Source organism: Winogradskyella litoriviva (genome assembly GCF_013249065.1).
GTDB lineage: Bacteria > Bacteroidota > Bacteroidia > Flavobacteriales > Flavobacteriaceae > Winogradskyella > Winogradskyella litoriviva.
On sequence record NZ_JABRWQ010000003.1, the window covers coordinates 313,733 to 331,432 of the forward strand.

A 17,700-nucleotide genomic window follows, 5' to 3' on the forward strand; every position below is an offset into this window, starting at 1 on the left:
GTACTATATTTATATAAATAAATTTTCTAATTGAACTCAAATTCCCGCATTGAGTTTTTCCCCTTTGGGGAAATTAAAAGGGGTCTTTTTATGAGCAAGATATATCCTCCAATAAATTTTAAAGAATGGATTGAAGACAACCGTCATTTATTAAAACCACCTGTAGGTAACAAAGTGGTTTGGAAAGATGGCGATTTTATTGTTATGGTTGTTGGTGGCCCTAACAGCAGAAAGGACTACCATTATAATGAAACACCAGAGTTTTTCTATCAAGTGGAAGGTGACATAATATTAAAGGTTATTGACGAAGGTGTACCTAAAGATATTCATATTAAGGAAGGTGATATTTTTCTATTACCACCAAAAGTGCCTCACTCACCTCAACGTGGTGCGAATACCGTCGGTTTAGTAATAGAATACCCAAGAGACGAAGGTGTACAAGATGCGTTATTATGGTATTGTGAAAATTGTACAACAAAACTTTATGAGGAAGATTTTACTTTAGATAATATTGAAACCGATATGCCTGCAATTTTCGATAAATATTATGGAGATAAAAACAAACGTAGCTGTCCAAATTGTGGCGAAATTATGGAACCACCAAAGAAAGTACAAATAGAAGACTAGTTATTAAATTTCAATTCAAAACTCTAAAAGGCGTTGCCTAATTCAGCACATCACAATACTCATGACAAAACGTAAATTAAGAATAAACGGTCACTCACACTTGCTTCCCTATCCTGAAGAAATACCACAATTTATGAAAGACAAAGGCATCTTTTGGGTAGATAAAGACCGTAAATTTATGCTTCAAAAAGATTGGAATCGTCCTATAACAGATTCTAGTTTTTTCTTAGATGAAAAATTAGAATGGATGGAGCGAAACAAACTAGACCATGCAGTTGTTTTAAATTTATCTCAACTTTATGGTAACGGTTTAAGGGTTGAAGAAATGAAGCAAGCTTTACGTTTTCAGAATGATTTTAATGCTAAAGTTCAGCATAATCATCCTAGTAAATTTACATGTGGTTTTGTTGTTCATCCTGGCTTTGTAAGAAGTGCTTGTTGGGAAATAGAACGCTGTGTAGAAGTACTAGGCATGCAACTTTTGTGCTTACCTACGCATTACATGGATTCTATTGGGACTTGGCGATGTATTTTTGATGAAGAAAACGAACCAATTTTTGAAATGGCCAACAAGTATAATTTGGCCGTTGAAATTCATCCATACGATGGCGAGAAGTTTATAAAATTAGAAAACACATCTTGGCGTTTTCACTTAATTTGGATGCTCGCGCAATGTGGCGATGCGTACCACTTCTTAACTCTAAATGGTTACCAAGACAAATATCCTAACATGAGAACTTGTTTTGCTCATGGTGGACAATTAGCACAAATTAATTTAGGCAGACGCATCCAAGGTTTCGATGGACGACCAGATTTATTTGAAGGCAAAAGTCATCCAAGAAAAGCGGTTGGTCATAAAAATATTTTCTTCGACACTTTAGTACATGATACTGGTGGATTAGAATTATTGATTAGAAATCAAGGTTCTAAACAAGTTATAATGGGACTTGATGACCCTTATCCTTTAGGTGAAATGGAAAGTGAAAAACAATCGTCTTATCCAGGAAAAATCATTGATTTAGCTATAGATAGAAAAATTATTACAGAAGCAGAAGGTGATGCTATTTGGGAGGACAATGTAATACAATGGTTGTGTGGTGATGATGAAGACGCTAAGCAAAAATTAATCACTAGAATAACAACATAGCTTTGAAATTCAATTTTTATTTCTATATTTAAACTCTAACCAACTAAATAAATTATGAAAAAAATTGGAGGATACATGGCTTTTTTTGGCCTATTTGCTATTGTTTTAAATTTCTTTGATAGAGTACCAACTATATTAATGTGGATTTATTCTTGGGGAGACACAGCTGCTTGGGCAATTAAAATCGGACTTATTGTTGTAGGTGCAGTTCTGTTCTTTATGGGAAAACCAGAAGTTGAAGAAACTGAACTCGAATTACCAAAAGAAGAGTCCGCTGAATAATATATATTCATTTCTTTAAATATTTACCGATATGTATTTCTTACCAGAAAAACTAGACAACTATGTTGTTGCACATTCTGAACAAGAGCCTGATTTATTAAAACAACTCACTAGAGAAACATATCAGAAGGTTTTACAACCAATTATGCTCAGTGGACCATATCAAGGTCGTGTGTTGAGTATGATTTCTAAATTAATACGACCGCAATCTATTTTAGAATTAGGCACGTTTACGGGCTACTCTACATTGTGTTTAGCAGAAGGCTTAGTTAGTGATGGCGAATTACATACTATTGATATTAATGAAGAATTGGTTGACTTTCAACGTAAATATTTTGACAAATCTAATTATGGTAAACAAATCATTCAGCATACAGGAAGTGCCTTAGATATTATTCCACAATTAAATAAAACATTCGATTTAGTTTTTATAGACGCAGATAAACCTAACTACTCTAATTATTTTCATTTAATAATTGATAAGTTAAATTCTGGAGGCATAATTCTTTCAGATAATGTTTTATGGCACGGAAAAGTTGTGGAACCCTTAGACGAAAAAGATAAATCTACTAAAGCTGTTTTAGATTACAATTCCCTTTTAAAAGAAGACGAACGTATTGAAACCGTCCTATTACCTATAAGAGATGGGTTAACTATTAGCAGAAAAAAATAAAAAAACCTCTTCAAACTTTTGAAGAGGTTTTTTATTGATTGATATATAAATTTACTGAACTGCCTGCAAGGCATCAATATTTCCATAACCAAAACTACTACTCTTATAAGGGTATAAATCAGCCGATTGTTTTAATCTATTAAGTACTTGAGTTCTACTCCAACTTGGATACCTAGACCAAACTAAAGCTGCTATACCTGCTGTAGTGGCAGTTGCAGCTGAAGAACCACCAGTGTAACGTCGTTGCCCATTATAAAAATTTAATACAGGAGGCGCTTTACTTGTATTGTTATCTCCTTCCATTATTATTGTAAAATCTATTTTACTTCCGCTATGGCAAGTTTCGCAACGTTCGTAGTTGCTGCCATCGTTAACTCCCGTTACAGCCACAGTTTCGCTCATCGTTGCCGGAAAAATTACACCAAAGCCATTTGTAAAACTTGTTGACGTTCCGCCAGCTGCAAAAATCAATTTTCCTTTTGCGTAAGCATATTTTACGGCATCTTTTATATTTCCAATAGACCAAACATAACCTATTGACATAGAAATAATCTTTACATCACTTCTGTTACCTAATTGTGTTAAAGCTTTAGAAACACCCTTTCTTTCGTGATAATCATTTAATAACACATCTTCTGTTGCTCTATAAGCTACTAAATTTGCATTATAAGCTACTCCAACAGGCATTGCATCATTATTTCTAGGTGCTGCCATTGTAGAACCCATTGCTGTGCCATGACCACACTTATCATCTGGTCCATCATAATTGTTAGACCACCACCAATTAGAATCTATAAATGTTCCATATTTTTGAACAAAACGACCAGAAGAGTAACCATCATTTATACCTGAAGAAGTTAAAAGTGATTGATATTTTGAAACACCAGTATCAATTAATCCGATAGTAATACCTGAACCTGTAGATAAATTCCATGCTTGCTGAATATTATGTTCATCAAAATGCCATGACACTTGTGCATTATTTGGCGAAATAGTAGAATAATGTGTAGGATTAATATAATCCGCAGATTTATCGCATCCTGAGCTAGATTTTTGCTCAGATCCATCTGCATACAGATTATAACCATTAGGTTCTAAATACCTTACAAATTCACTTTTCTTAAGGGCTATTATAGTTTCTAGCTTTGTTACTTCTGCGTCAAAAACAGTTAAAATGGCATCTTCTGTAGACCTAAACTTTTCTTTTTCAACGCCTTCTATAGACATTATAGTTGTCATTAAACTATTTTTCTTCTGTATTAATTCTGGATCTCTCTCTTCACTGAAACTCTGTCCTTCATTACCATAACCAACAGTTAAAACATATTGTCCATGGGTTAATGCGCTCCATAAGAAGTGTGCATCTTCTTTATTCCAATCAAAATCGCCTGTTGTTTTTATACTTTTACTAATACGATTATTAATTTCATCAGCCGTTAAAGGGTTTTCTGGAAATTGAAGAGATTCTGATTCGATAATAGCATCATTAGAACATGACACCAAGGTAATAACTAAAAATAGCACTACTAATTTGTACATTTTTTTCATTTAATAAAATTTAGATGGTTAATTTATTTTCTAAATATATTAAATAATATGCAAAATTTAATCGTTAAATTTATGATATTAACAAAAACAAAGGGGTGTTTATAAGAAAAGTAAGATTATTCATTCCTTTTTAATGAACCAGTAAAGTCTTCTAGATTATCTTTTACTTTATTCAGTTCCTCCTTTACATTTTTGGTTACCTCAGAATCTAAAATATTACTTTCTTTAGCACTATTAGAAATTTCGTGTTTAATATCGTTTGTAGCATCTTTGATTTGACGCATCCCTTTAGCCAATCCACGAGCTATTTCTGGCAGCTTATCTGCACCAAAAACTAAGACAACAATAAATAACACAAAAATTATTTCTGTGCCTCCTATAAATAAAAATGTTGGTTGATGTATCACATTGCAAATATAAAGTGAGTTTGTGAATTATACCACTTGAAATTGAAAATAAAAAAAAGCCGATAATACATTATCGGCTTTAAAATCTTTAAAACAACTTTTTTAGTCTTTTAATTTATTTTTAAATTTATTAAAAGCACTTTCCTTTTCTTCTTTAGGCCAAGCATTATTAGATGTATCAATATCTGCTGTTTCTAAATCTGGATCTAATTTAATGGATTCAATTTCTTTTTCACTTGCAATTGCCTTGTTAACTTCTTTATCATTATATCTCCAAATCTGAGCAGGATATGTTTGTTTCTCTTTAGTACCATCTGCATAAGTAAACTCTACAATTATTGGCATTACTAATCCTCCTGGTTTATCAAAAGTAATTTGATAGAAAAACTTAGGTGTAGCCTTCATTTCTTTCTGTTCAGCAGGCGTAAAATTATCCATAATGTATTCTTTTACTGTTGGAATTTGGTCTATAACATCTGCCTTTAGTAACGCTTCATCGTATCCTTCTGCACCTTCTTCAATAAAATAAACCAAACTGTTTAAATCTCTATTATAACGCTGAGCTAATTGCTTTCCGTTTTCATTCGGTGTTGCAGAGACAATAAATTTCTTAACTTTTTTAATTCCTATATCTGTATAATCTGTTGTGTAAAACCAACCTCTCCAAAACCAATCTAAATCTACTGCTGAAGCATCTTCCATTGTGCGGAAGAAATCCTCTGGTGTTGGGTGCTTAAACATCCAACGGTTAGCGTATTCTCTAAATGAATAATCAAATAAATCACGACCCATTATGGTTTCCCTAAGAATATTTAAACCTGTAGCAGGCTTACTATATGCGTTATTTCCAAATTGGTAAGTATTTAAACCTTTGGTCATGATTGGTGCAATATAATCTTGATTTCCGCCCATATATCTAACAATATTTTTGGCTGGTCCACGTCTAGATGGATATGCTTTATCATTAGGTGATAATGCCTTTGGGTACCATTCTCCAAAATCTTGTTCTGCTACATATTGTACAAAAGTGTTTAAACCTTCGTCCATCCAAGTCCATTGACGTTCATCACTGTTTACAATCATTGGAAAAAAATTATGCCCAACTTCATGAATAATTACACTTATCATTCCGTATTTAGTTCTGTCTGAATAATTTCCATTTACATCAGGACGACCATAATTGTAACAAATCATAGGATATTCCATTCCCATTGGTGCATGTACTGAAATTGCTTTGTGGTAAGGATAATTAAACGTCATACGAGAATACGATTTTAATGTACTTGCTACAGCTTTTGTGGACCATTGCTCCCATAATGGGTTACCCTCTTTGGAGTATAATGAAACAGCCATTACATCTTTATCTCCAATTTTAACTGCCATCATATCCCATAAAAATTTACGAGAGGTTGCAAACCCAAAATCACGCACCATTTGAGCAGAAAGTTTCCATGTTTTTTTCTTTTTGCTTTTCGATTTTTCAGTAACCTCAGCTTCCTCTTGTGTTACAATCATAACAGGTGTCTCATAAGATTTTTTAGCTTTTTTATAGCGTTTCATCATATCTTTTGTAAATACCTCTTCTCTATTTACTAAATAACCTGTTCCGTCTAAAATATGGTCTGCAGGTACTGTTATATTCACATCAAAATCACCAAATGGCAATGCAAACTCATCTCGTCCCCAAAATTGTGAATTTTGCCATCCTTCAACATCATTATACACAGCCATACGCGGATAAAACTGAGCCATAACATATATGCGGTTATCATTTTCCTTAAAATACTCGTAACCCGATCGTCCTCCATCTTTTACGTGATCATTAATATTGTACCACCATTTAATCTTAAAAGAAAACTTTTCTCCAGATTTTAATACGCTTGGCAACTCTACACGCATCATAGTTCTGTTTATAGTGTGTTCTAAACTTTTACCGTTTACACTTTTTACATGCTCTATATGAAAACCACCATCAAAAGATTCTTTTAAGTATGAATTTACAGCTCCAGAAGATGTTTTAGTTGGTGCGATTGCAGATGTTCCAATAAGCGGTGTTTTTGAATCCCTTGCACGTCTATTTTGATCAAGTTGTACCCAAAGGTAATTTAAATCATCTGGAGAATTATTAGTATATGTTATTGTTTCTCTACCATATAGTATTGCTTTTTCATCATCAATTTCAATATCCATTTTATAATCTGCTTGTTGCTGATAATATGCTGGTCCTGGCGCTCCAGATCCTGTTCTGAACATATTTGGAGTGGCAAACTCATCGTAAAGCTGTTTAAATTTATTTTGGTTGGTATGACCAGATTGACGCTCTTCTTTAACTTCATCTTGAGCATTTACTAGAAATGACGAGCACAAAAAAGCGCATAAGAAATACTTAATAATTTTCATAAATAATTAGTTGTGTTTAAAATGTAGTGCCTAAAATAATAATTTAAGATGGTATTGAAAGTTTTTATTCAAAGTTTAACGAGCAATTGTCTTTTCTAGGAACCAGTAGAAAACTCCTATTTTTATCTAAGAGTTTTAACCTCACAATATTTTGCTGCTCAGAAAATAAATCAAATAATATTCTATTAATAATCCCAATAGATTTAATATCTGAAATATTTTCTATCTCTAGGTAACAATAAGTAATATCATCCTTGTATTCTTTACCTATAAAATTAAAATCAACGTAATTTCCGTTAACACTAATCTTTAATTTTTCTTGAAGATATCGTTTCATATAAACTTCCACTTTATCAGATTCATTTTCAATATCTAATGTGATTGTTTCATCAAATCGTTTTCTGATTAATGCTTCAAAATCATTTATAAAAATCTGACTTATTATTTGAAGTGATTTTTGCTCCTTTGAATATTCTACCTCAGTAACGCTAACATAATACTCATGAGAACTAGTATTAGAAGCTAACAACGGAAGTAATAGAAAAGTAATTAATATTTGTAATGATTTCATTTTAATTATTATAAGTTCTTAAGGAAATGTCAAAATGCATTCCAAAAATTAATCTTCAGAAACGGATTTTCTATTTTCTTGGTATGCAATTAATTTAGCTTGTAGAAATTCTAGCAACCTTAATTGGTTATTTGCGTTGCACAAGTTTAAGAATTCTTCATCTTCTTGGCAATATAAAAAGTATTCTGCTCTTAAGTTTGATGTTAAAGTGTCTTTTTCAAAAAGAATAGATTCATAATCATCTCGTAACCTTTTAATACAAGCATCTCTCTTATCTAATTCTACAATGGCCTTTAACTTTTTGGTTCGGCCACTAATTCTATTTAACAATTTGTGTAAGTTTACGCCTCCTCCAAAACCAATATAACCCATTGGTCCTGCATCTGCATCATGTAATTTACGCTCGTTTTGGGTAAGTGGTTTTCCTTTGTATCCAGGTATACCTAAATCGTAAAAATTTATTTCTGTTTCTGCATCTGAGTTCTCAACATCAGATTCTAAACTGCCTGTAAGGATTTCACCTATTACAACTTCATTAAGCTCACTTACGTTTTCTATTAAAGGAATATTAAATTGACCAGATTCATAAATTAAAGCTGTTATAACTAACGTTTTCTTTTGATATTTTATACCTGAAACTATTAATGTATCCGAAACTTTTACTGGTATAACAAAACTACCATCCTCATTTGAAATGGCGTATTTTGCTGCAGATTTATTTTGAATATGAAGACCGTCTACTTCGTCTTGGGCAATAAGTTGACCATTTATATTTTTCCGCTGAGCATTCGTAAAATGCAAGGAAAACAGCAAAGATAAAACAAACAGAAATCTAATCTTCTTCACTATTCATTTTTAAGAAAGCCTTGCTTAATTGCGATATACGCTCTAGTAGTTGCAATTCTTTATTTTCTTCAAACAAATTTTGATCAACACCTTGTTCTTCTACATAATCTGTAAAAGCATCAATTTGTTCTAAAGGAATATCAAAATTAGAATGAATAAAATTTATACTATACGTATCTAATGCTTGTTTAAAAGGCGTCTTTTCAATTAATTGTTTTTCTTTTTCAGATTTAAATTTAATATGATCTAAACTAACACCATCCACATTTATAATTTGTTTCATTAAAAACCCAGTTACATTAACCAAATTAAGCATGTTTTCCATGTGCGGATTATACTCATTAAAGGCTAAATTATCTGCTTTAGTTTTATAATCTGCTGAGAAATCAAATTCTTCAATATGATCAAGTCCAAAATAAACAGCATCTAAGCTCACATTATAAGTTCTCACATTATCCAGGTCTGCATCTAAATTACCAGTAAGACCAAATGGTAGCAAAACCACTTCGTCTAATTTATTAATTTCTTCAACTAATAACACTGTTATTTGTTTAGATTCTATAACATTTTTTGTGATTGTCACTGTAAAATCCTGAAACTGAAGTGCACTAAATTCTAATATATCATTGAGAGTTACAGCGATTTCAAAAATCCCATTTTCGTCTGTTATTGCTCCCTTATTTGAAGATGTATTGAATACAGTAACACCTTCCTTATCGTTAGAAGCTACAACAATTCTACCGTTTATTGTAACGCGCTCATCATCTTGGCTAAAAGCAGATAACGTAAAAACGCAACAAAGCAAAAGTATAATTGATTTCATATTAATTTAGATTAGTTTTTTAAAGTTCGGTTATATATTTTAATTATCACAGAAAAGTCCGTCAAACTTTTGTTAAATGATTTATCAAAAATTTATTATTCGTTTAATTTTTCGTTTCTATTTAGAATTCATATTTTGACAAAAAAGAACATATTTTGAAATCAATTATCATAGCAAGTACATCAACCATTCATGGAAGTGGTTACTTAGAATATTTATTAGATGAATTAGAAAATCATTTTAAGTCTGTAAATGAAATTTTGTTTATTCCATATGCTAGACCAGGAGGGATTTCTCATGATGCATATACCGAAATAGCATCAAAAGCATTTAAACGCATTGAAAAAACGGTTAAGGGCATTCATGAATTTGACAATGCAGAAAACGCAATTAAAAATGCTGAAGGTATTTTTGTAGGTGGTGGAAATACCTTTGTATTAGTTTCTCAACTCTATAAAAATAAAGCTCTAGCGCCTATAAAAACCGCTGTAACTAACGGTATACCTTATTTAGGCACAAGTGCAGGTAGTAACATTTGTGGTTTAACCATGAATACCACTAACGATATGCCAATAATGTATCCGCCAAGTTTTAAAACATTGGGTTTGGTTCCTTTTAATATTAATCCGCATTATTTAGATCCAATTGTTGAAAGTAAACATATGGGAGAAACTAGGGAAACACGTATTAAAGAATTTCATGCATTTAATAACCAACCTGTTATTGGCCTAAGAGAAGGCAGTTGGATTGCTGTAGAAAACGATTTATTAACACTAAAAGGAACTTTAGAAGCTCGCATTTTTGAATGCGGAAAAACACCTTATGAAATTGAGACTAACTCTGATTTAGCTTTTTTAAAATAAGCTTACAGTTTTTTTAAGAAATGATATCCTAAAATCTCAAATCCTTCGTTATAATAGAATTTATGCGAAGGATTATTTTGAACATAAGTATTCAATTCTATAGAATCACACCCTTTTCCTTTTGCATAAGTATATAACCAAGCCATAAATTTTTTACCCAAGCCGTTCCCTCTATATTTTGGCTTAATATAAACATGATCTAACTCTACAGATTTACCAATATAATGTCTAGTACAAAACCACAAACCAGCAACACCAACTAGTTCATTAGCTATAGAAATAACAGCACATTCGTAGTTTTGCTTTTTCATTTCATTAAATCTAGATGTCAATACATCTAAACTAATTTTAGCCTCATTTAGATCATAAATCATTGGAATTATCTGATTTAAATCTTCATTCGATATTATTTTAAATTGGTAACTCATAATTTAAAGTATGGCATTAACAGTATTGTAATTATACAATAAACAAGTCGGTTTATTTTAAAAAAACTTTCTGATTTTAGTCACAATCAATGACTTTAAGGTAAAATATGTGTCAAACTTTTGTACATTGAACTCACTATTAACTAAACTAACTTAAAAATGAGAAGAGGAAATTTTAAAGTTCGTATATTAATTGGCTTGGCCATAGTCGCTTTTGCCTTTATACGTCGATGCTCACAACAAGAAACAAATCCGTATACAGGGAGAACACAAGCAATATCACTTTCACCAGAACAAGAAATTGCTATTGGTTTGCAAAGTGCACCAGGTATGGCACAGCAACATGGTGGCTTACATCCTAATAATCAATACCAAGCACTAGTAGACCAAGTTGGAAATAAATTAGTAAATCATAGTTTGGCAAAAAACACACCATACAAATACGAATTTCATTTATTAGCCGATGAAAACACCATCAATGCATTTGCATTGCCAGGTGGTCAGATATTTATAACTTATGCTCTGTTTTCTCAACTGCAAAATGAAGACCAATTAGCAGGCGTTTTAGGACATGAAATAGGTCACGTTTTAGGCAAACACTCAAATGAGCGTATTACAGATTCAAAATATTGGCAAACATTGGTAATGGGAGCAGGAGCTATAGATATGGGCTCTGTTGCACAACAAATAGGTAATGGAACTTTACTTAAAAACGGTAGAGATGACGAATTAGAAAGTGATGAACTTGGTGTTATATTTATGATGGATGCTGGCTATAACCCTGAAGAAATGATTGGTGTTATGGAAATTCTAAAAGCAGCTGCAGGACCAAATAGAGCGCCAGAAATGCAAAGCACACATCCAGACCCAGAAAACAGAATTGAAAAAATAAGAGAAGCTATTGCTAAACATAAAAAAGCGTCCTAATGGACGCTTTTTATTACTAACTAACTCAAATAATTGCCTACTCCTAGACAGTTTTCTTTTTAAAACGTTTTAAAAATAACGCAGCATCTTTTGCTTTTGCATTTTCTGCCAGTCTTAATGCAGAATAACCTTGATTACAAGGCTCATGTATTTTAGATCCTGCAGTGATTAATACCTTTATTAATTCTACACGATTATATTTTGCCGCATAATGAATTGGCATCATGCCATTAGATTTAGCATTTACATCTGCTCCATTTTTTAATAATCTTTTTACTTCCTCTGTATTTCCTGTAGCAACAGCCTTACATAAAGGACTAATTTCTACGGTTTGTACAACTACGTCATCTAAGTCTGAAGAAGAAGTAAAATTTGATGCATTTAAATTACTGATTGAAAAGCCTAATGCTAAGGCTAAAACTACTACTGATTTTTTCATGATGAAAGATTTTAAATTTAATTGATTTGTTTTTTGATTATACTAAATAGACGATACTTTTTTCACTTTGTTACATCTAAAATTTTTTATAACATTTATTTAACAATTTGAAAACAAATATGTTAACAAATCCTCAATTATTATCAATCAATAAATCAGCAGATTACCAAAACATAAAATTTAGTTAACATCTTAAATTTTTTAAGCTAACAGAATTGTTATACAGTTGTATGTATTATCTTTGATTCTTAAAATATTTTTCACATGAACAAAAAGGTGATTTTAATGATTTTAGATGGTTGGGGAAAATCTCCAGACCCTAAAGTTTCAGCAATAGATAATGCACAAACTCCATTTATAGACTCTCTATATAACAAATATCCTAGTGCAAGTTTAAGAACAGATGGTTTACATGTTGGTTTACCAGAAGGTCAAATGGGTAACAGTGAAGTTGGCCATATGAACTTAGGCGCAGGAAGGATTGTGTACCAAGATTTAGTAAAAATTAATCTTGCTGTAAAAAATAAAACACTTCGTGAAGAAAAAGTATTAAAAGACGCTTTTGAATATGCAAAAACCAACAATAAAAACATTCATTTATTAGGTTTAGTTAGTAATGGAGGCGTGCATTCTCACATTAATCATCTATACGGTTTATTAAATGCCACAAATGATTATGGTTTAGACAATGTATATGTGCATGCATTTACCGACGGAAGAGATGTAGATCCAAAATCTGGTTATGGTTTTATTTCAGATTTAGAAGATTACATGAAAAAAACGACCGGAAAGCTTGCAACCGTAACTGGCCGTTATTATGCAATGGATAGAGATAAACGCTGGGAACGTGTTAAATTAGCATATGATGGCATGGTGCATGGCATTGGAGAAAAAACTCAAAATGTATTAGAATCTATTAAGGCAAACTATGATAATGGTGTTACAGACGAATTTATAAAACCGTTAGTTGTAAGCGATAGTAATAACCAACCCGTAACAACTATTAAAGATGATGACGTTGTTATATTCTTTAACTTTAGAACAGATCGTGGCCGTCAATTAACAGAAGTGCTTTCTCAAAGTGATTTCCACGAACAAAACATGCATAAACTAAACCTTTACTACGTTACATTAACCAATTATGATGATAACTACAAAGGCATAAATGTAGTTTTTAATAAAGAAAATCTTTCTGATACTTTAGGAGAAGTATTAGAAAAACATCATAAAAAACAAATTAGAATTGCAGAAACTGAGAAGTATCCACATGTTACTTTCTTCTTCTCAGGTGGGCGAGAAAAACCATTTGAAGGTGAAACAAGGATACTTAGAAACTCACCTAAAGTAGCAACTTATGATTTAAAACCAGAAATGAGTGCTTTTGAGCTTACAGATGCTTTAGTTCCTGAACTTAAAAAAGGAGAGGTTGATTTTGTTTGTTTAAACTTTGCAAATGGCGACATGGTTGGACATACTGGAGTAATGGAAGCTGCTATTAAAGCTTGTGAAGCAGTAGATGAATGTGTTAAAAACGTTGTTACTACAGCTTTAGAAAATGATTACACCACAATATTAATTGCAGATCATGGTAATTGTGAAACTATGATTAATCCTGATGGGTCTCCAAATACGGCACATACAACAAATCCTGTACCTATTATTTTAATTGATAAAGAATTAAAAACTATTAAGGACGGAATTTTAGGAGATATTGCACCAACAATTTTAAAACTAATAGGCATACCGCAACCAAAGGCTATGACCCAAGAGAGCCTTGTATAAAAGCCATTTTATTGTAACTTTGCCCCAACCTACAATTGATAAATAGCATGAATTTTCAAAATAGATTAATTATTGCGGTAGATTTTGACGGTACCATCGTAGATGATGCTTACCCCAAAATTGGAAAAACACGCATTTTTGCTTTTGAAACTCTAAAACGATTACAACAAGATGGCCATCGTCTAATTCTATGGACTTATAGATGCGGTACAAAATTGCAAGAAGCCGTGGACTTTTGTAAAGAAAATGGTATTGAATTCTATGCCGTAAATGCAAGTTTTCCAGAAGAAAAATATGATTACAGCAGAAGTCGTAAAATCCATGCAGACCTTTTTATAGATGACAGAAATATTGGTGGTATTTTAGGTTGGGGAGAAGTATATCAAATCATTACCAACGAAAAACCAGACATTAAAAAGCCATCAAAAAAATGGTGGAAGTTTTAACATTGAATTACCCCTTCAACATTTCAAAATAAGATTTATCTATACTTAATCGATGATCGGGATGTGCAATTCTAGTTAATGCCTCTGCACGCTGTTTAATAGTTTTTCCATATAAATTTGCTACACCATATTCAGTAACCACATAATGAACATGAGCTCTAGTTGTTACAACTCCTGCTCCTGGCTTTAACATAGGTACAATTCTACTTACACCATTTTTTGTTACAGACGGAAGCGCAATAATTGCCTTTCCTCCTTCACTTAAAGATGCTCCTCTAATAAAATCTATTTGTCCACCAACTCCAGAATAAATATTAGACCCTATAGAATCCGCGCATACTTGCCCAGTTAGATCAACCTCAATTGCCGAGTTTATGGCAACCATTCTTGGGTTTTGCTTTATAAAAGCTGGATTATTTGTATAATTTGACGCTCGCATTTCTACAAACGGATTATCATCTACGTAATCATACAAACGTTTAGAACCCATTACAAACGTAGAAAGTGTACGACCACGATTAATCTTTTTATAATTACCATTAATTACATTATTCAAAATTAAATCAATTACACCATCAGAAAACATTTCTGTATGTAAACCCAAATCTTTATGATTAGTTAGACTTTTTAAAACAGCATTCGGAATTGAGCCAATGCCCATTTGTAATGTACTTCTGTCTTCAATTAAATTTGCAACATAATCTCCAATTTTAGATTCAATTGCATTTGGTTGAGCCATCTCATGGATTGGAATTTCTTCATCAGACTCAACAAAATAATCTATCTCTGTGATATGAATAACACCTGCTCCATGCGTACGTGGCATTTGAGGATTTACTTGGGCAATTACAGTTTTAGCATTATCAATTGCCGCTAAAATTGCTTCTACAGCAACACCTAAGGAACAATAACCATGACGATCCGGCACCGAAACATGAATTAAAACTACGTCTAGGTTAATAATTCTTTGTTGAAAAAGTCTTGGTAATTCACTTAAAAAAACTGGTGTATAAGATCCATTTCCTGCTTTTAAAGTATGTCTCACATTTTTACCAATAAAAAATGAATTTACGTGAAAACTCTCACTGTATTCAGGGTTAGCGTAAGGTGCTTCACCTTCTGTATGTAAATGACAAACCTCTACATTTCTCAACTCTTCATGTCTTGCTGCTAATGCTCTTACAAGACTTTGAGGTGCGGCAGCTGCTGCTTGGATATAAACGCGATCATTAGATTTTACAACTTTTAAGGCTTCCTCTGCTGAAACTGTTTTATACATAGTTTTTCTTTTTTTTTGAATTACAAATCTAAATTAGAATTATCAATTAGAAACTGCAATTTATCATATTTTAGGGAATACTTTAATTATTATAATTACCTATCTTTGCCGCTCAATAGATTGAACCATGATAATAGTAAAAACAGCTGAAGAAATTGAATTAATGCGTCAAAGTGCACTTATCGTATCTAAAACATTAGGTATGTTAGCAAAAGAAACAAAAGAAGGCGTTACTACAAATCATTTAGATAAAATAGCTGAGGAATTCATTAGAGACCATGGTGCTCTACCAGGTTTTAAAGGGCTTTACGATTGCCCTTCAACTTTACTATGCAGTGTAAATGAAGCTGTTGTACATGGCTTACCAACTGATATCCCTCTAAAAGATGGCGATATAGTATCTATAGATTGTGGTTCCTTTATGAATGGTTTTTATGGTGATCACGCGTATACTTTTGAAATAGGAAACGTAGATGAAGACACAAAAAAACTAATTAAAACAACTAAAGAATCATTATATGTTGGAATTGAGCAATTAAAAATTGGGAATCGTGTTGGTGATGTTGGTTTTGCTATTCAAAAATATTGTGAAGCAGAAGGTTATGGAGTTGTTAGAGAATTAGTTGGCCATGGCTTAGGCAGAAAAATGCATGAAGACCCTGAAATGCCAAACTACGGAAAAAGAGGTCGTGGAAAGAAATTTATTGAAGGCATGGTAGTGGCTATTGAGCCTATGATAAATATGGGTACTCATAAAGTAAAACAACTTAGTGATGGTTGGACAATTGTAACACAAGATGGAAAACCAAGTGTACACTTTGAACATGATATTGCTATAGTGAATGGGAAACCTGAAATACTATCAACTTTTGCATACGTGCATGAAGCGTTAGGTATTGTTTCTGATGAGGAAGATGCTTTTAGACAAAAAGCTTTAGTACTTTAAAAATGAAATCGCTTTTTAAATTTTGCCTCAATCTTATTCCAAGGCCATTACTTATAAGATTAAGTTATTTGGTTCGTCCTATAATAGCTTTATTTTTAAAAGGCGATAAATATACAGACCCAATTGATGGCAAAAGTTTTAAATCTTTTTTACCATATGGCTATGGTGTACAAAGACCAAATGTGCTCTCACCTTCTACCCTTTCTTTAGAAAGGCACAGATTATTATGGTTATATCTTAAAAATGAAACTAATTTCTTTAAGGACGAGAAAAAGGTGCTTCATTTTGCTCCAGAACAATGTTTTTTAAAACGCTTTAGAAAACTTAAAAACATAAGTTATACAACAACAGATTTACTATCTCCAATTGCAGATGTCAAAGCAGATATTTGCGATCTTCCTTTTGATGATAACAGTTATGATATTATTCTGTGCAATCACGTCTTAGAACATATACCAGATGACACTAAAGCTATGCAAGAGTTATATAGAGTTATGAGGCCAGGAGGTTATGGCATATTTCAAATTCCTCAAGATTTAAATCGTGCTGTAACTTTTGAAGATAACTCTATTACTGACAGAGCAGAACGTGCTAAAATTTTTGGACAGTATGACCATGTTAGGGTTTATGGTAAAGATTATTTTGATAAGCTACGTTCTATAGGTTTTAAGGTTGAAGAAGTAGATTATACAACTCAACTAACAAAAGAAGATATTACAAAATACTGTTTAGCTAAAGGTGAAATTATTCCTGTAGTTTATAAATAAAAACAACTTTCCTTTATGACGCAACACATTATAATTGCAACTGGTGCTCTTTTCGGTATGTTATCTGTAATATTTGGAGCTTTTGGAGCTCATGCTTTAAAGAAAACGCTATCTACGGAGCAATTGCATAGTTTTGAGGTAGGTGTAAAATACCAGATGTATCATGCTATAGTATTATTAACTTTAGGCTTTAACATAAATACTTTGTCTTCATCAATATACTGGTGTTTTACCATAGGAATTATACTATTTTCATTTAGTATTTACGGTTTAATTCTATCTGATGCAAAAGGGAAGAAACTTCGATTTTTAGGACCAATTACTCCTATTGGCGGCTTACTTTTAGTTATGGGTTGGTTATTGCTTTTTATTGATGCATTTTAAATTATTAAATTCTTTTTTTCAGCATTTTAAAAGAGCTTAGAGTATCTAGCAAAAAAAAAAGCTGCTCCACCCTAACCTAGAACAACTTTTTTAGTATTTAAGTGTTAATAGCACA

General features: G+C 32.1%; 20 protein-coding genes. 11 read left to right on the forward strand and 9 right to left on the reverse strand.

The genetic code is table 11. The features are described from left to right. The first annotated feature begins 90 nt into the window (after nucleotides 1–90). From HNV10_RS07905 to HNV10_RS07920, 4 genes are all read left to right on the forward strand, one after another. The gene (locus HNV10_RS07905; protein ID WP_173300793.1) at nucleotides 91–627 is read left to right on the forward strand and encodes a 3-hydroxyanthranilate 3,4-dioxygenase; all 537 of its coding nucleotides are present in this window, start codon (nucleotides 91–93) and stop codon (nucleotides 625–627) included. Nucleotides 628–688: 61 nt separating this feature from the next. After that, nucleotides 689–1,774: an amidohydrolase family protein gene (locus HNV10_RS07910; protein WP_173300794.1), complete on the forward strand. Its 1,086-nt coding sequence runs from the start codon at nucleotides 689–691 to the stop codon at nucleotides 1,772–1,774. A 54-nt stretch (nucleotides 1,775–1,828) separates the two neighbouring features. Continuing rightward, nucleotides 1,829–2,056: a hypothetical protein gene (locus HNV10_RS07915; RefSeq protein ID WP_173300795.1), complete on the forward strand. Its 228-nt coding sequence runs from the start codon at nucleotides 1,829–1,831 to the stop codon at nucleotides 2,054–2,056. A 31-nt stretch (nucleotides 2,057–2,087) separates the two neighbouring features. Beyond that, on the forward strand, nucleotides 2,088–2,729 hold the full coding sequence (locus HNV10_RS07920; RefSeq protein ID WP_173300796.1) for an O-methyltransferase: 642 nt from the start codon (nucleotides 2,088–2,090) through the stop codon (nucleotides 2,727–2,729). A gap of 51 nt (nucleotides 2,730–2,780) precedes the next feature. On the opposite strand, the gene HNV10_RS07925 is transcribed toward HNV10_RS07920, so the two are convergent. From HNV10_RS07925 to HNV10_RS07950, 6 genes are all read right to left on the reverse strand, one after another. Then, nucleotides 2,781–4,277, reverse strand: coding sequence for a S8 family peptidase (locus HNV10_RS07925; RefSeq protein WP_173300797.1), 1,497 nt, complete (start codon nucleotides 4,275–4,277; stop codon nucleotides 2,781–2,783). A gap of 116 nt (nucleotides 4,278–4,393) precedes the next feature. Then, nucleotides 4,394–4,684, reverse strand: coding sequence for a Sec-independent protein translocase subunit TatA/TatB (locus tag HNV10_RS07930; protein WP_173300798.1), 291 nt, complete (start codon nucleotides 4,682–4,684; stop codon nucleotides 4,394–4,396). Nucleotides 4,685–4,786: 102 nt separating this feature from the next. After that, nucleotides 4,787–7,084, reverse strand: a complete 2,298-nt coding sequence (locus HNV10_RS07935) for a M1 family metallopeptidase (protein WP_173300799.1) — start codon at nucleotides 7,082–7,084, stop codon at nucleotides 4,787–4,789. A gap of 64 nt (nucleotides 7,085–7,148) precedes the next feature. Next, a complete protein-coding gene (locus HNV10_RS07940) occupies nucleotides 7,149–7,655 on the reverse strand; it encodes a DUF6702 family protein (protein ID WP_173300800.1) in 507 nt (168 codons plus the stop codon). A 48-nt stretch (nucleotides 7,656–7,703) separates the two neighbouring features. Continuing rightward, nucleotides 7,704–8,501 (reverse strand): peptidase associated/transthyretin-like domain-containing protein, encoded by a 798-nt coding sequence (locus tag HNV10_RS07945; RefSeq protein WP_173300801.1) that lies wholly within the window; start codon nucleotides 8,499–8,501, stop codon nucleotides 7,704–7,706. Beyond that, nucleotides 8,488–9,324, reverse strand: a complete 837-nt coding sequence (locus tag HNV10_RS07950) for a carboxypeptidase-like regulatory domain-containing protein (RefSeq protein WP_173300802.1) — start codon at nucleotides 9,322–9,324, stop codon at nucleotides 8,488–8,490. Before HNV10_RS07950 ends, HNV10_RS07945 begins: the two co-directional genes overlap by 14 nt. A 155-nt stretch (nucleotides 9,325–9,479) precedes the next feature. On the opposite strand from HNV10_RS07950, the gene pepE reads away from it, so the two are divergent. Continuing rightward, the gene (pepE, locus tag HNV10_RS07955; RefSeq protein ID WP_173300803.1) at nucleotides 9,480–10,187 is read left to right on the forward strand and encodes a dipeptidase PepE; all 708 of its coding nucleotides are present in this window, start codon (nucleotides 9,480–9,482) and stop codon (nucleotides 10,185–10,187) included. A gap of 2 nt (nucleotides 10,188–10,189) precedes the next feature. Here the strand turns inward: pepE and HNV10_RS07960 are convergent, their stop codons facing one another. Further along, a complete protein-coding gene (locus tag HNV10_RS07960) occupies nucleotides 10,190–10,615 on the reverse strand; it encodes a GNAT family N-acetyltransferase (protein WP_173300804.1) in 426 nt (141 codons plus the stop codon). 159 nt (nucleotides 10,616–10,774) lie between these two features. On the opposite strand from HNV10_RS07960, the gene HNV10_RS07965 reads away from it, so the two are divergent. Beyond that, nucleotides 10,775–11,542: a M48 family metalloprotease gene (locus tag HNV10_RS07965; protein ID WP_173300805.1), complete on the forward strand. Its 768-nt coding sequence runs from the start codon at nucleotides 10,775–10,777 to the stop codon at nucleotides 11,540–11,542. A gap of 43 nt (nucleotides 11,543–11,585) precedes the next feature. Here the strand turns inward: HNV10_RS07965 and HNV10_RS07970 are convergent, their stop codons facing one another. Then, nucleotides 11,586–11,981 (reverse strand): ankyrin repeat domain-containing protein, encoded by a 396-nt coding sequence (locus tag HNV10_RS07970; protein WP_173300806.1) that lies wholly within the window; start codon nucleotides 11,979–11,981, stop codon nucleotides 11,586–11,588. Nucleotides 11,982–12,245: 264 nt separating this feature from the next. Here HNV10_RS07970 and gpmI point away from each other — a divergent pair, with 264 nt between their 5' ends. After that, entirely contained in the window at nucleotides 12,246–13,763 is a 1,518-nt protein-coding gene (gpmI, locus tag HNV10_RS07975; RefSeq protein ID WP_173300807.1) for a 2,3-bisphosphoglycerate-independent phosphoglycerate mutase, read from the forward strand. Nucleotides 13,764–13,810: 47 nt separating this feature from the next. Further along, a complete protein-coding gene (locus HNV10_RS07980) occupies nucleotides 13,811–14,209 on the forward strand; it encodes a BT0820 family HAD-type phosphatase (RefSeq protein WP_173300808.1) in 399 nt (132 codons plus the stop codon). A 7-nt stretch (nucleotides 14,210–14,216) separates the two neighbouring features. Here the strand turns inward: HNV10_RS07980 and HNV10_RS07985 are convergent, their stop codons facing one another. After that, a complete protein-coding gene (locus HNV10_RS07985; protein WP_173300809.1) occupies nucleotides 14,217–15,488 on the reverse strand; it encodes an acetyl-CoA hydrolase/transferase family protein in 1,272 nt (423 codons plus the stop codon). A 127-nt stretch (nucleotides 15,489–15,615) separates the two neighbouring features. Here HNV10_RS07985 and map point away from each other — a divergent pair, with 127 nt between their 5' ends. The 3 genes from map to HNV10_RS08000 are packed head-to-tail and all read left to right on the forward strand — an operon-like array spanning nucleotide 15,616 to nucleotide 17,585. Then, on the forward strand, nucleotides 15,616–16,434 hold the full coding sequence (gene map / locus HNV10_RS07990; RefSeq protein WP_173300810.1) for a type I methionyl aminopeptidase: 819 nt from the start codon (nucleotides 15,616–15,618) through the stop codon (nucleotides 16,432–16,434). Between the two features lie 2 nt (nucleotides 16,435–16,436). Further along, complete coding sequence (locus tag HNV10_RS07995; RefSeq protein WP_173300811.1) at nucleotides 16,437–17,201, forward strand: class I SAM-dependent methyltransferase; 765 nt, start codon at nucleotides 16,437–16,439, stop codon at nucleotides 17,199–17,201. A 15-nt stretch (nucleotides 17,202–17,216) separates the two neighbouring features. After that, entirely contained in the window at nucleotides 17,217–17,585 is a 369-nt protein-coding gene (locus HNV10_RS08000) for a DUF423 domain-containing protein (protein WP_173300812.1), read from the forward strand. Nucleotides 17,586–17,700: the final 115 nt, after the last annotated feature.